Source organism: Dokdonella sp. (assembly GCF_019634775.1).
Taxonomy (GTDB): domain Bacteria; phylum Pseudomonadota; class Gammaproteobacteria; order Xanthomonadales; family Rhodanobacteraceae; genus Dokdonella.
In genome coordinates this window covers 1356182-1370700 of sequence record NZ_JAHCAS010000001.1, presented here as the reverse complement: position 1 = coordinate 1370700, position 14519 = coordinate 1356182, and the positions used below count along the sequence as shown (strand labels likewise).

Below are 14519 nucleotides of genomic sequence, written 5' to 3'. Positions count from 1 at the left end.
ATGGCGTGTGGCTGTCCGCACCACGCTGCTGCAGTCCGGCGCCTCGTGCGTGGCCGCCGCGGTCGCGGCGGCCTGGGGTTGGCGCACGGGGCTCGCCGCCTTCGTCGGTGGCCTCGTCATCGCCGCGGGGAACGTGCTGTTCGCGTTGCGCCTGTTCGGGCGGGGTGTGGTGCCAGTACGGACAGCGATGCGTGCAGCGTATGCCGCCGAAGTACTGAAGTGGATGTGGATCTGTGCTGCGCTCTATCTGTCCATCGCCGTGCTGAAGCTGCCCTTCCCGGGCCTCATCGCCGGCGTGCTGGTGGCACAGCTGTCGTTCTGGATCGCCCTAATTGCAATCAGGTAACCCGATGGCCAGCGAAGAACACGGCCCCGCCAACATGACCGAGTACATCAAGCACCATCTCCATCATCTGGAGTACAAGGTGGGAGATGGGGCGTTCTGGACGATCAACCTCGACAGCGTGCTGGTCAAGCTCGTCCTCGCCCTCGTGTTCGTCGTCCTGTTCCTGCGCGTCGCCCGGCGCGCCACTTCCGGCGTGCCCGGCAAGCTGCAATGCGCAATCGAGATGATCGTCGGCTTCGTCGACGGGCTCGTGCGCGAGACCTTCCACGGCCGCAGCAAGATGATCGCGCCGCTGTCGTTGACGATCTTCTGCCTCGTGTTCCTGATGAACTTCATGGACATGATCCCGGTGGATTGGCTGCCCGCCGCCGGTGCCGCCGCCGGCATCCCGTACCTGCGCGTCGTGCCGACCGCCGACCTCAACACCACGCTCGGCATGGCCGTGACCGTGTTCCTGCTGATCCAGTACGTCGGCCTCAAGCACAAGGGCATCAAGACCTTCTTCGGCGAGTTCCTGACCGCGCCGTTCCATGCCCACGGCGCACTCGGCAAGATCCTGCTGGCCCCGCCGAACCTGCTGCTGCGCCTGATCGAGGAAGCCGTGCGCCCGGTGTCGTTGTCGCTGCGACTGTTCGGCAACATGTACGCCGGCGAGCTGATCTTCATCCTTATCGCGGTGATGACCCTCGGCGCGACGCTCGACCACTTCTCGACCTATCTGCTCGGCGCCGGCCAGATCATTGCCGGCTTCGCCTGGACGGCGTTCCACGTGCTCGTCATCACCCTGCAGGCCTTCATCTTCATGACGCTGACCATCGTCTACCTGAGCATGGCTGCAGAGCATCACTAGTGCGATCGTCCGTGATCGCGAGAATCAAAAAGCGGCCATCCATGGCCGCACTGTTTGAGTAACGCTTGTTTCCCCGCTTTTCCGAATCCCAATCCCCAATCCCAGCTTCAACAGGAGACAACCATGGAAACCATCGCCAACGTTGCCCAGATCGGCGACCTGCTCAGCATGACCGTCATCGCCGCCGGCCTCCTGATCGGCCTCGGCGCCCTCGGCACGGCGATCGGCTTCGCCCTGCTCGGCGGCAAGTTCCTCGAAGGCGCTTCGCGTCAGCCGGAACTGACCCCGATGCTGCAGACCAAGATGTTCATCATCGCCGGCCTGCTCGACGCGGTGCCGATCATCGGCGTCGCCATCGCTCTGCTGCTGATCTTCGCCAACCCGCTGCTGGCGACGCTCGGCGTCAAGTAAGCGCCGCACCCGACCCGCATCGACGGCGGCCACCCGCGGGTGGCCGCGTGCAGGAGTACCGCGATGAGCATCACCATCACGCTGGTCATCCAGGGAATTGCGTTTTTCCTGGTTGCCTGGCTCGTCATGAAGTTCGGCTGGCCGCACATCATCGCGGCCATCGAGGAGCGCCAGGCGAAGATCGCCGAGGGCCTGGCCGCGGCCGACCGCGCGCGCCAGGAACTCGCCGACGCCGATGCACGCGTCGCCGACGAGATCCGCAAGGCGCGTGCCGAAGCGGCGGCAATCGTCGACAAGGCGCAGCAGCAGGCCAACCAGATCGTCGAGAAGGCCCGCAACGACGCCATCGTCGAGGCGACCAAGCAGAAAGCGATCGCCGCGGCCGACATCGAGGCGCAGGCACACAAGGCACGCGAGGAACTGCGTTCGCAGGTTGCCGCGTTGGCCGTTGCCGGCGCGCAGAAGATCCTCAAGCGCGAGATCGATGCCAACGCCCACAAGGCGCTGATCGATCAGCTCGTCGCCGAGATCTGACGCCATGTCGAGCGCACTGACCCTGGCACGCCCGTACGCCCGCGCCGCGTTCGAAAGCGCACGCGCGAGCGGCACCCTCGCCGACTGGTCCGGCAAGCTCGCCTTTGCCGCGAACGTGGCCGCCGATCCGCGCGTGACCGCGCTGTTCGGCGACCCACGCATCGGCGCGGGCGATCTCGCGGCGCTGTGCGTACCGGCCGGCGAAGCGGCTGAATCCGCTTTCAATGCCTTCGTCCAGTTGCTGGCCGACAACCGCCGCCTGCCAGTGCTACCCGAGATCGCCGCACTGTTCGAGGAGCTCAAGCTCGAATCCGAGCGCGTGCTCAAGGTCGACGTGCGCGCGGCAACGCCGATCGACGATGCCGGGCTGGCCAAGCTCAAGGACGCGCTCGGCCGTCGCTTCGGCCGCGCGGTCGAGATCAGCCAGTCGGTTGACACGGATCTGCTCGGCGGTGCCGTCATCGATGCCGGCGACGTCGTCATCGACGGCTCGGTACGCGGCCGCCTCGAACGCCTCGAACACGCCCTTACCCACTGAATTCGCACTCGCAGGACGGGCCGGGCCCGTCCTCCAGGAAGACAACCATGGCCACCCAGATCAACCCGTCCGAAATCAGCGACCTCATCAAGAGCCGCATCGAGAAGTTCAAGCTTGGTGCCGACGCGCGCAACGAAGGCACGGTCACCAGCGTCTCCGACGGCATCGTGCGCATCCACGGACTCACCGACGCGATGTCGGGCGAGATGATCGAGCTGCCCGGCAATACCGTGGCGCTCGCGCTGAACCTCGAGCGCGACTCGGTCGGCGCGGTCGTGCTCGGTGCCTACGAGCACCTGCGCGAAGGTGACGTCGCCAAGACCACCGGCCGCATCCTCGAGGTGCCGGTCGGCCGCGAACTGCTCGGCCGCGTGGTCGACGCGCTCGGCAACCCGATCGACGGCAAGGGCCCGATCGGTGCCTCATTGACCTCGCCGATCGAGAAGGTCGCGCCGGGCGTGATCTGGCGCAAGTCAGTCGATCAACCGGTGCAGACCGGCTACAAGTCGGTCGACTCGATGATCCCGATCGGCCGTGGCCAGCGCGAACTGATCATCGGCGACCGTCAGACCGGCAAGACCGCCCTGGCCGTCGACACGATCATCAACCAGAAGGGTTCGGGCATCAAATGCGTGTACGTGGCGATCGGCCAGAAGCAGTCGTCGATCGCCAACGTCGTGCGCAAGCTCGAGGAACATGACGCGCTCAAGCACACGATCATCGTCGCCGCCTCGGCGTCGGAGTCGGCCGCCATGCAGTACATCGCGGCCTACTCGGGCTGCGCGATGGGCGAGTTCTTCCGCGACAACGGCGAAGACGCGCTGATCATCTACGACGACCTGACCAAGCAGGCCTGGGCCTACCGCCAGATCTCGCTGCTGCTGAAGCGCCCGCCGGGCCGCGAAGCGTATCCGGGTGACGTCTTCTATCTGCACTCGCGTCTGCTCGAGCGCGCCGCGCGCGTCAACGAGGACTACGTCGAGAAGCACACCAAGGGTGCGGTCAAGGGCAAGACCGGCTCGCTGACCGCGCTGCCGATCATCGAAACCCAAGCCGGCGACGTCTCCGCCTTCGTGCCGACCAACGTGATCTCGATCACCGACGGCCAGATCTTCCTCGAAACCGACCTGTTCAACGCCGGCATCCGCCCGGCCGTGAACGCCGGCATCTCGGTGTCGCGCGTGGGTGGCGCCGCACAGACCAAGATCGTCAAGAAGCTTTCCGGCGGCGTGAAGCTGGCGCTTGCCCAGTACCGCGAGCTTGCCGCGTTCGCCCAGTTCGCTTCTGACCTCGATGCCGCCACACGCGCCCAGCTCGAGCGCGGCCAGCGCGTCACCGAGCTGATGAAGCAGAAGCAGTACGCGCCGCTGTCGATCGCCGAACTCGCACTGTCGATCTACGCCGCCGAGAAGGGCTTCCTCGATGACCTGCCGATCGCGAAGATCCTGCCGTTCGAAACCGCCCTGCACGCGTTCTTCCACAGCAACCACGGCGACCTCATGAAGAAGATCGTCGACACCGGCGACTGGAACAACGACATCGAAGCCGTGTTCAAGAACGGTCTCGAGGAGTTCAAGCGCACCGGCAACTGGTAATGCCGTGATTCGTCATTCGTGATTCGGCATCGGCAAGAGCGGGGCGCGAATCACCAATCGTCAATCACCAATCACAAGCGAGCGTAGCGAGCAAATGGCCGGCGGCAGAGAAATCAAAACCAAGATCAAGAGCGTGCAGAACACCCGCAAGGTGACGCGTGCGCTCGAGATGGTCTCGGCATCGAAGATCCGCAAGGCGCAGGACCTGATGAAGGCCTCGCGTCCGTATGCACGCCTGATGCGCCAGGTCATCGGCCACATCGCGCGCGCAAACTCGGAATACCAGCACCCGTTCATGGTCGAGCGTGACGAGATCAAGCGCATCGGCTTCATCGTGGTATCGACCGACCGCGGCCTCTGCGGCGGCCTCAATTCGAACCTGTTCCGCCGCCTGCTCGCCGAGATCCGCGAGTGGCAGGCCAAGGGCGTCGAGGTCGAACTGGTCTGCGTCGGCCAGAAGGCGGTCACCTTCTTCCGGCGCCTCAAGCTCAACATGGTCGGCAGCGTCACACACCTTGGCGAGCGCCCGGAAGTGACCGAGCTGGTTGGTGTCATCAAGGTCATGCTCGACGCCTACACGGAAGGGCGCCTCGATCGCGTCTCACTGGTGTACAACGACTTCGTCAACACGATGACCCAGCGCGCGACGATCGACCAGTTGCTGCCGCTGCCGCCGTCGACCGAGCTCGCCGCCACGCATGCTTGGGACTACATCTACGAACCCGACGCCGAGACCGTGCTCGACCACGTGCTGACGCGCTACGTCGAGTCGCTGGTGTACCAAGCGACGCTCGAGAACCTCGCCAGCGAGCACGCCGCGCGCATGGTCGCCATGAAGGGCGCGTCGGACAACGCGACCAAGGCGATCGGCTCGCTGACGCTGATCTACAACAAGGCGCGTCAGGCGGCGATCACGCAGGAAATCTCGGAAATCGTGGGCGGCGCGGCGGCGGTATAGAGAAGCCGGGATTCGAGATTGGGGATTGGAGATTCGAAACAGCATGCGCCGCGAGCGCTCTTGCGAATCCAGAATCTCGGATCCCAAAGCCAAACAACCAAACAGTTCCATGGAGTTCCCCGCAATGAGCCAAGGCAAAGTCGTACAAATCATCGGCGCCGTCGTAGACGTCGAGTTCCCGCGCGAATCCGTGCCGAAGGTGTACGACGCGCTCAAGATCGAGGGCATGGCGATCACGCTTGAGGTGCAGCAGCAGCTCGGCGACGGCGTCGTGCGCACGATCGCGCTCGGTTCGACCGACGGCCTCAAGCGCGGCCTCGTCGTCACCAACACCGGCGAAGGCATCAAGGTGCCGGTCGGCAAGGCGACGCTCGGCCGCATCATGGACGTGCTCGGCAATCCTATCGACGAGGCCGGCCCGATCGGCGAGAAGGACCAGTGGGTCATCCACCGCGAGGCACCGGCCTATGACGAGCAGGCCGCCGCCAACGAGCTGCTGGAGACCGGCATCAAGGTCATCGACCTGGTCTGCCCGTTCGCCAAGGGCGGCAAGGTCGGCCTGTTCGGCGGCGCCGGCGTAGGCAAGACCGTCAACATGCTCGAGCTGATCAACAACATCGCCACCCAGCACGCCGGCCTGTCGGTGTTCGCCGGCGTCGGCGAGCGTACGCGCGAAGGCAACGACTTCTACCACGAAATGATCGATGCCGGCGTCGTCAAGCTCGACGACAAGGCGCAGTCGAAGGTCGCGATGGTGTACGGCCAGATGAATGAGCCGCCCGGCAACCGCCTGCGCGTCGCCCTGACCGGCCTGACCATGGCCGAATACTTCCGCGACGAGAAGGACGAGCACGGCAAGGGCAAGGACGTGCTGTTCTTCGTCGACAACATCTACCGCTACACCCTGGCCGGCACCGAGGTCTCGGCGCTGCTCGGCCGCATGCCTTCGGCGGTCGGTTACCAGCCGACCCTGGCCGAGGAAATGGGCGTGCTGCAGGAGCGCATCACCTCGACCAAGACCGGCTCGATCACCTCGATCCAGGCCGTGTACGTGCCCGCCGACGACTACACCGACCCGTCGCCGGCGACCACCTTCGCCCACCTCGACTCGACCGTGGCGCTATCGCGCGACATCGCCTCGCTCGGCATCTACCCGGCCGTGGACCCGCTGGCCTCGACCAGCCGTCAGCTCGACCCGCTGGTGATCGGCACCGAGCACTACGAGACCGCGCGCCGCGTGCAGGGCATGCTGCAGCGTTACAAGGAGCTCAAGGACATCATCGCGATCCTCGGCATGGATGAGCTTTCGGAAGACGACAAGCTCACCGTCTCGCGCGCGCGCAAGATCGAGCGCTTTTTCTCGCAGCCGTTCACGGTCGCCCAGGTGTTCACAGGCGCGCCCGGCAAGTACGTGTCGCTGAAGGAAACCATCCGCGGCTTCAAGATGATCTGCGACGGCGAATGCGACCACCTGCCCGAACAGGCGTTCTACATGGTCGGCGGCATCGACGAGGCCTTCAAGAAGGCCGAGGACATGGGCGTCAAGAAGGCGGCCTGACGGCTGCCTTCCTGGAACCGGGGACAGGGAATCGCCGGAAGCGGCAAGCCGACGAAACGCGCTCTGACCACTCCCGATTTCCCATTCCCATCGAACGAGCGATAGCGAGAGAGACCCATGAGCACAATCCGCTGCGACATCGTCAGCGCCGAAGCCGAGATCTTCCACGGCGACGCCCAGATGGTCGTCGCCACCGGCGAAATGGGCGAGCTCGGCATCGCGCCGCGCCACGCCCCGCTGATCACGCGCCTCAAGCCGGGCCAGGTGCGCGTCATCCTCGGCAACGGCGAGGAGCAGTTCTTCTACGTTTCCGGCGGCATCCTCGAGGTGCAGCCGCAGGTCGTGACCGTGCTCGCCGATACCGTGGTGCGCGCCGCCGACCTCGACGAGGCGCAGGCGCGCAAGGCCAAGGACGACGCCGAGCGCGCGCTCGCCAACCGCTCCGAGGCGCTCGAAGTCGCCGAGGCCCAGGCCCGCCTGGCCGAGGCCACCGCGCAGCTGCAGGCGCTCGAACGCCTGCGCCGCAACCTCAAGCACTGATCCCACTCCACGGGCTTCACCACGACGCCGGCCACGAGCCGGCGTCGTGCTTTCCGGCCACCCTACCGAACCGTCTGCCGGCCACGCGCGGCCTTGCGTCATGCTGGCCAATCCAGCGTGTTCTCCACCCCGAGGATTTCCGCTAAGGTTTCCCGCCTGATCCGGGGGAGAACGCCCATGTCCGCCGTGCCGCTGCACGTCATCATCCTCGCCGCCGGCGAGGGCAAGCGCATGAAGTCCGCGCGACCGAAGGTGCTGATGCCGCTCGCCGGCCGGCCAATGCTCGGCCACGTGCTGGCCACCGCACGCGGCCTGCAACCGGCGGCGATCCACATCGTCTATGGGCATGGCGGCGACCAGGTGCGTGCCACGTTCGCCGATCCCGACCTTTCCTGGGTGCTGCAATCCGAACAGCGCGGCACCGGCCATGCGGTGCGCCTGGCCATGGCAGCCATCCCCGAAGATGCACGCGTGCTCGTGCTGTACGGCGACGTGCCGCTGATCGGCGCGGAGACGCTGGCCAACCTGCTGGCCATCCGCTCTCCGCTGAGCGCGCTGGTTACCCAGCTCGAAACACCGTACGGTTACGGTCGCGTGATCCGCGACGGCATCGGCCGTGTGCGCGCGATCGTCGAGGAGAAGGACTGCACCGCCGAGCAGCGCGCCATCACCTGGGTCAACAGCGGCATCCTCGCCGCCGATGCACGCCGCCTGCGCGTGTGGATCAACAACCTGTCCGACGACAACGCCCAGCACGAGTACTACCTGACCGACATCTACGCCCAGGCCAACGACGAAGGCGAACCCGCCGAGGCAAGCCTGTGCATGAATGCTCAGGAAGTGTTCGGCGCCAACGACCCCTGGCAACTTGCCGCACTCGAACGCCTCTACCAGCGCCTGCAAGCAACCGCCCTGGCTGCGGCAGGCGTGCGCTTCGCCGACCCGGTGCGCTTCGACCTGCGTGGCAAGGTCACGACCGGACGCGACGTGGAGATCGACGTCGATGTCATCCTCGAAGGTGAGGTGATGCTCGGTGACGAGGTCTCGATCGGGCCGTTCTGCCGGATCGCGCATTCGCGCCTCGCCGCCGGTACCGTCGTGCGCGGCCACTGTGACCTCGAAGGCGTGACCACCCACGGCCCCTGCGTGATCGGCCCATTCGCGCGCCTGCGTCCTGGCAGCGAACTCGCCGCCGGCACGCGCATCGGCAACTTCGTCGAAACCAAGAACGCCACCTTCGCCAGCGGCGCCAAGGCCAATCATTTGAGTTACGTCGGCGACGCCGAAGTCGGCGCCGGCGCCAACATCGGTGCCGGCACCATCACCTGCAACTACGACGGCGTGAACAAGTTCCGTACCGTGATCGGCGAGAACGCCTTCATCGGCTCGAACACCTCGCTCGTTGCCCCGGTCAGCATCGGCAGCGGCGCGACCATCGGCGCCGGTTCGGTGGTCACCAGGAATGCGCCGGATGGCGAGCTCACCATCGCGCGCGTGCGCCAGGCCACCGTTCCAGGCTGGCGGAGACCCGGGAAGTAAGCATACGCGGGGCTGATTTGGGCACATCGCCCCATTTGGGGTGTCCAGGGGCGATGCATGCATGTGCGCTCGTTGCCAAATCCGGCAAGACTCCGGCACCCGCAACGCTCATGATCCCGTCGCTCGTCACAGCCCCGAGCCCACGCGGCCGATCGCGTTCAATCGAAGCCGTTCGCGAACACCGGATCGACCGTGATCGTGGCCTGCATGGCCCAACCCATGCCACCCGAGACACGATGTTCCCAACTGAACTTGCGCCATGGCGAGGTACGGTAGGCCGGCAGGCCGCTGGCCGGACCATTCGGGCGGATCCAGAAGTTCACCCCCTCGTCGTAGGTGAAATAGAGATCCTCGGCAGTCTCGGCCAGACGCGGGTCGTGCTGTCCGAGCAATTCTGCGAAATAGTGCGCCCAGGCAAGACCAGTGGCGACATCGAGGGAGTGCTCCACATCGGCGTCGTTGATCTGGCCGTTGCTGCCGTTCCAAAGCATCGCATAGCGCGGCAAGGCGAGTGCACCGGCATGGTTGCTGTAGGTGTGCGCAGCTGTCAGGACGGTCGAGGCGCGCAGAAAATTGCCCATGCGCCGCACGAAGTCCGCGATCGCCGGATCCTCCGACGTGGAATAGGCTCGCAGCATGGCGTCAACGATCAACACGCTCATCCAGCTAGACGCGCCGAGCGATCCACTGGCCCAGTCACCATCGTGCTGCGACCCGAAGTGGTATAGACCACCATCGACGTAGCCCGCGGGCTGCGGGATCTGTCCGTTGGCACCATTCTGGTGGCTGACAAGCCGCGAGACGATCGTGCCGACGCGTGCAGCATGGTTGCCACCCAGCAGTTCGTAAGCGACCTGATTGGCCAGCAACTTGTACGCGACGTGGCGTTCAGTCCAAAAACCCATCGAAGGCGTCCACGCCTCGTTGAAGCCGTCGTGCGCCGAGACGATCGCAGCGAGGCGATCGAGCGCGCTGTCGTCGCCGGTCAGCCAGTATCGATAGGCCAGATTCTCGGCATACACGTACTTGGTGTCGCCGTTGCGCATGTCGAAATGACCGCTTGTGTTGACATGGTCGGTATAGAAATCCGAAGCGCGTACAGCCTCGCGCAGCGCGCCGGCGAAACCACTGCGCACATACAGCGCGAACATCGTCGAGGCGCGGTCGTACAACCAGGGCTCGTACTCTGTCTTGTACCTGCACTGGTTGGCCGCGGTGACACGCGCATCGTCCTGGTTGATCGACGCGTAGAAGTTGTTCTTCATCGCTCGATCGGCCTCGGTGTGACCGGACCAATGCTGAATCGCAGCGTTTGTCGCCGGATTGTCACGTCCCTCGGTGTTGCTGGCATCGAATGGCAGGTTGCGCGAACCGCGCAAGGCGCCAAGGCTCAACCATGATGCCGGCAGGACGGCCAGGACGTCCGGTTCCTGCACGTTGTCGGCGGCGATGAAACTGCCACTGCTGGCGGTATGCCAGCCATTGCGCACCGGTTCGAGGCTCGGCACGTCGTTCTGGCGCGGCGCACCACCCCAGCTGACCGTGACGGTCTCGGGCGCGGTACCGGCGAAGCTGTAGCGGATCTGCACGCGGGCGACACGTACGGAGGTACCGTCCAGCGCAGGGTTCAGGCGATGACGCCAGGGTGTCAGTTCGCGCACGTGGGCCGGAATCTCGCTGCCGTCCTTCATGACACGCAGCGTGGCGAGACCGGCCGCGGTGATCGATCCGCGCGGAAATGGCACACCGAAGGTGACTAGACGCAACGTGCCGGGTGTCGCCGCTTCGGTCGGCACGAGTTTCACCTCGAGGCTCCCCGAAGGAACCGGACCGGCAAGGAAGGCTTCGACGGCGGCAGCCGGTGCGGAAACAGACAGTACAACGAGCAGCAAGAACAGGCGAATCACGACATGCACTCCATCAGGGGGCGCAATCATGACCTTGGCTTGATGGAAACTTCTTGAATGGGATCACAGGCTTACGTGAAACTTTCTGGAGCTGCCGAATATCCGACGCAGGTCTCGTTTGGAGCGACCGCGAACGTGACGCAGGTCCGCCGGACGCACCTCGACGGACCGCCGGCGGGCGCATCCGACAGCCGGATCCGCCCGTCGGACGCGGGGATCCGACCTCCGGTGGCCTGCTAGACTCGCGCGCTCACTCGCAGGGAGTCATCGATGCCCAGTGCTGCACTGCCCCGCCCGGAGCATACGAAGGTCTGCGTGATCGGCCTCGGCTATGTCGGCCTGCCGCTCGCGGTCGGTTTCGGTCGCGTCCTGCCGACTCTCGGCTTCGACATCAATACCGCACGCATCGCCGAGCTGACGGCGCACCGCGACCACACCCTCGAAGTCTCGCCCGAGGAGCTGCGCGACGCACCGATGCTCACCTTCAGCGCCGATCCCGCCGCATTGGACGACTGCAATGTCTTCATCGTCACCGTGCCGACGCCGATCGACGATGCCAAGCGCCCCGACCTGCGTCCACTCGAGTCCGCCAGCCGCACGGTCGGTCGCGCGATCCGCCCCGGTGGCGTCGCCATCTTCGAGTCGACCGTCTACCCCGGCGCGACCGAGGAAGTCTGCGTGCCGATCATCGAGCGCGAGTCGGGCCTGCGCTGCAACGAGGACTTCTTCGTCGGCTACAGCCCCGAACGCATCAATCCGGGCGACAAGCAGCACCGCCTCGAGACGATCCTCAAGGTGACCTCGGGTTCGACGCCCGAGGCTGCCGAGTTCGTCGACGCGCTGTACCGGCGCGTGATCACCGCCGGCACGCACAAGGCCTCGAGCATCCGCGTCGCCGAAGCGGCCAAGGTCATCGAGAACACCCAGCGCGACCTCAACATCGCCCTGGTCAACGAACTCGCCCTGATCTTCCACCGCCTCGGCATCGATACCGGCGAAGTGCTGGCCGCGGCCGGCACCAAGTGGAACTTCCTGCCGTTTCGCCCGGGCCTGGTCGGCGGGCATTGCATCGGCGTCGATCCGTATTACCTGACCCACAAGGCGCAGCAGATCGGCTACCACCCCGAGGTGATCCTGTCGGGACGGCGCATCAACGACGGCATGGGCAGCCATGTCGCCCAGCGCGTGGTCAAGCTGATGACCCAGCGGCGCATCCACGCCGCCGGCGCCAACATCCTCGTGCTCGGCCTGGCCTTCAAGGAAAACTGCCCGGACCTGCGCAACACGCGCGTGACCGACGTCGTCGACGAGTTCAGGAGCTATCACGCCAACGTCGACGTGCACGACCCGTGGGTCAATGCCGCCGAGGCCGAGCACGAATACGGGCTCGCGCTCGTGCCGGCGCTGGAGAACGGCAAGTACGACGCGATCGTGCTCGCCGTCGCCCACCGCCAGTTCGTCGAGATGGGCGTGGCCCGCATCCGCGCGCTCGGCAAACCCGGCTGCGTTCTGTTCGACGTCAAGAACGTGCTGCCGCGCGAGGCGGTGGATGATCGGCTGTGAAAGGTCGTGATTCTTGCGACGCCCCCCAAGCGCCAAGATCAAGAACCAGCACGCATGCTTCTCTCGAAACTTGAAGTGGCCCACGACGATAGCAAACCGGCGCCCCTTGTTCGTGCGGACGGGCCAACTGCTTCCGCTAACATGCACCACCTCGAACCGCCGCTTCTCCGAATCACCCATCACGAATCACCAATCACGGCTTCAACCCCATGCGCATCCTCGTCACCGGCGCCGCCGGTTTCATCGGTTCGGCCCTCAGCGCACGCCTGCTCGCGCGCGGCGACGAGGTGCTCGGCTACGACAACCTCAACGACTACTACGACCCGACGCTGAAGGAGGCGCGCCTCGCGCGATTGACGCCGCATGCAGGCTTCCGCTGCGTGCGTGCCTCGCTCGAGGACCGCGATGCGATGAATGCGGCGTTTGCCGACTTCCGCCCGCAGCGCGTGGTCAACCTCGCCGCCCAGGCCGGCGTGCGCTATTCGCTGCAGAATCCACAGGCCTACATCGACAGCAACCTCGTCGGTTTCACCAACATCCTCGAGGCCTGTCGCCACGGCGGCGTCGAGCATCTGGTGTATGCCTCGTCGAGTTCGGTCTACGGCGCCAACCGCAAGCTGCCGTTCTCGGTGCGTGACGCGGTCGACCATCCGGTCAGCCTGTACGCCGCGACCAAGAAGGCCAACGAGCTGATGGCACACACCTACAGCCACCTGTTCGGGTTGCCGACCACCGGCCTGCGCTTCTTCACGGTCTACGGACCGTGGGGCCGCCCCGACATGGCCCTGTTCCTGTTCACGCGAAAGATCCTCGCCGGCGAACCGATCGAGGTGTTCAACCACGGTCGGCACACGCGCGATTTCACCTATATCGACGACATCGTCGAGGGCGTGATCCGCACGCTCGACCGCGTGCCGGCGCCCGACCCGGCCTTCGACGCGCTCGAGCCGAACCCCGGTTCGTCATCGGCGCCGTATCGCGTCTACAACATCGGCAACCACCAGCCGATCGAACTGGCGCGCTACATCGAGGTGATCGAAGAATGCCTCGGGCGCAAGGCCGAGAAGATCCTGCTGCCGATGCAGCCCGGTGACGTGCCGGACACCTGCGCCGACGTCGAGGAACTGGCCCGCGACACCGGCTACGCGCCGTCGACCAGCGTGGAGACCGGTGTGGCAAACTTCGTCACCTGGTATCGCCACTACTACGGCGCCTAGAGATGCTCTGATCTGTTCCACAACAGCGCCACGGCCCTGTGCGAGTGCGGATCAAGGCGTGACGACGAGGGCAGACTGGCCATCTCTCAAGTCAGCGCACAACGCTGCGGACCTTGCGATGTCATGGCGCCATTGTCGAACCGAGCGTTCCTGGTCTGATCCAACCCGTTCGCGGCTGGAGCCGCTCCAGCAAGAGCTTGATTTCGTACGGGTAGCTTCGGCCATGATCGGCAAAGTCAGGAGTTTCCGGGATCGCGGACTGTCGAGGCTGGTCCGGGACCTCTGGAAAATGTGATATGTTTCACATTATTAGACGATCTGGGGAGGGTTGGGCATGAAGGCGCCGTGGTTGCCGCTCATCGGCGGCTTGTTCCTGCTGCTCACGGGCTGCGCCAGCGGGCCCCGGCCTGGTGATGCGCCGGCCGTCAACCTTCAGGCCCAGGCGGTCGAGGCCTACCGGATCGGTGTCGACGACAGCATTCGGGTCGCGGTCTGGCAAAACCCCGACCTGAACGTGACCGTCCCTGTGCGTCCGGACGGCAAGATCTCGGTACCTCTCGTCGGCGACGTCGAGGCCGGGGGCAAGACTCCGGAGGAAGTCGCGGCCGAGATCCGTACGCGGCTCGAAACCTACGTGCGCAACCCACAGGTCACGGTCATCGTCGACCAGTTGCGCAGCCACGAATACCTCTCACGCGTACGCGTGACCGGGGCGGTGCGCACACCAATCTCGGTACCTTACCGACAGGGCATGACCGTGCTCGACGCCGTGCTCGCCGCTGGCGGCACCAACGAATTTGCCGCCTCCGACCGCACCGAGCTCTATCGCAAGAGCGGTGCGTCGACCAAGGCCTTCGCCGTGCGCCTCGACCGCATCCTGCACAAGGGCGACCTCGGCACGAACTACGAAGTCCAGCCGGGGGATGTCATCACCGTCCCCGAGCGTTCGTTCTGAACGCGTCG

The 14519-nt window shown here is 65.4% G+C and carries 14 protein-coding genes; 13 read left to right on the top strand and 1 reads right to left on the bottom strand.

Annotation, left to right across the window (positions count from 1 at the left end; genetic code table 11):
* The first annotated feature begins 7 nt into the window (after positions 1-7).
* From KF907_RS05915 to glmU, 10 genes are all read left to right on the top strand, one after another.
* Positions 8-346: an ATP synthase subunit I gene (locus KF907_RS05915; protein WP_291219005.1), complete on the top strand. Its 339-nt coding sequence runs from the start codon at positions 8-10 to the stop codon at positions 344-346.
* Positions 347-350: 4 nt separating this feature from the next.
* Positions 351-1196 carry a F0F1 ATP synthase subunit A gene (atpB, locus tag KF907_RS05910; protein ID WP_291219004.1) on the top strand — a complete coding sequence of 282 codons (846 nt, stop codon included), beginning with the start codon at positions 351-353 and terminating at the stop codon, positions 1194-1196.
* A 123-nt stretch (positions 1197-1319) separates the two neighbouring features.
* Positions 1320-1607: a F0F1 ATP synthase subunit C gene (atpE, locus tag KF907_RS05905; RefSeq protein WP_343214753.1), complete on the top strand. Its 288-nt coding sequence runs from the start codon at positions 1320-1322 to the stop codon at positions 1605-1607.
* Positions 1608-1670: 63 nt separating this feature from the next.
* Positions 1671-2141 (top strand): F0F1 ATP synthase subunit B, encoded by a 471-nt coding sequence (locus KF907_RS05900; protein WP_291219003.1) that lies wholly within the window; start codon positions 1671-1673, stop codon positions 2139-2141.
* A 4-nt stretch (positions 2142-2145) separates the two neighbouring features.
* A complete protein-coding gene (locus KF907_RS05895; protein WP_291219001.1) occupies positions 2146-2679 on the top strand; it encodes a F0F1 ATP synthase subunit delta in 534 nt (177 codons plus the stop codon).
* A gap of 47 nt (positions 2680-2726) precedes the next feature.
* Entirely contained in the window at positions 2727-4274 is a 1548-nt protein-coding gene (atpA, locus tag KF907_RS05890) for a F0F1 ATP synthase subunit alpha (protein ID WP_291219000.1), read from the top strand.
* Between the two features lie 94 nt (positions 4275-4368).
* A complete protein-coding gene (gene atpG / locus KF907_RS05885) occupies positions 4369-5232 on the top strand; it encodes a F0F1 ATP synthase subunit gamma (protein WP_291218999.1) in 864 nt (287 codons plus the stop codon).
* Positions 5233-5356: 124 nt separating this feature from the next.
* Positions 5357-6790 (top strand): F0F1 ATP synthase subunit beta, encoded by a 1434-nt coding sequence (atpD, locus tag KF907_RS05880; RefSeq protein WP_291218998.1) that lies wholly within the window; start codon positions 5357-5359, stop codon positions 6788-6790.
* A 117-nt stretch (positions 6791-6907) separates the two neighbouring features.
* Complete coding sequence (locus tag KF907_RS05875) at positions 6908-7330, top strand: F0F1 ATP synthase subunit epsilon (protein ID WP_291218997.1); 423 nt, start codon at positions 6908-6910, stop codon at positions 7328-7330.
* A 177-nt stretch (positions 7331-7507) separates the two neighbouring features.
* Positions 7508-8869, top strand: a complete 1362-nt coding sequence (glmU, locus tag KF907_RS05870) for a bifunctional UDP-N-acetylglucosamine diphosphorylase/glucosamine-1-phosphate N-acetyltransferase GlmU (RefSeq protein WP_291218996.1) — start codon at positions 7508-7510, stop codon at positions 8867-8869.
* Positions 8870-9027: 158 nt separating this feature from the next.
* Here the strand turns inward: glmU and KF907_RS05865 are convergent, their stop codons facing one another.
* Positions 9028-10776: a hypothetical protein gene (locus tag KF907_RS05865; RefSeq protein ID WP_291218995.1), complete on the bottom strand. Its 1749-nt coding sequence runs from the start codon at positions 10774-10776 to the stop codon at positions 9028-9030.
* Between the two features lie 270 nt (positions 10777-11046).
* Between KF907_RS05865 and KF907_RS05860 the strand changes: the two genes are divergently transcribed.
* From KF907_RS05860 to KF907_RS05850, 3 genes are all read left to right on the top strand, one after another.
* Positions 11047-12339, top strand: a complete 1293-nt coding sequence (locus KF907_RS05860; protein WP_291218994.1) for a nucleotide sugar dehydrogenase — start codon at positions 11047-11049, stop codon at positions 12337-12339.
* A gap of 209 nt (positions 12340-12548) precedes the next feature.
* Positions 12549-13556 carry an NAD-dependent epimerase gene (locus KF907_RS05855; protein WP_291218993.1) on the top strand — a complete coding sequence of 336 codons (1008 nt, stop codon included), beginning with the start codon at positions 12549-12551 and terminating at the stop codon, positions 13554-13556.
* A gap of 334 nt (positions 13557-13890) precedes the next feature.
* Complete coding sequence (locus KF907_RS05850; protein ID WP_291218992.1) at positions 13891-14511, top strand: XrtA/PEP-CTERM system exopolysaccharide export protein; 621 nt, start codon at positions 13891-13893, stop codon at positions 14509-14511.
* Positions 14512-14519: the final 8 nt, after the last annotated feature.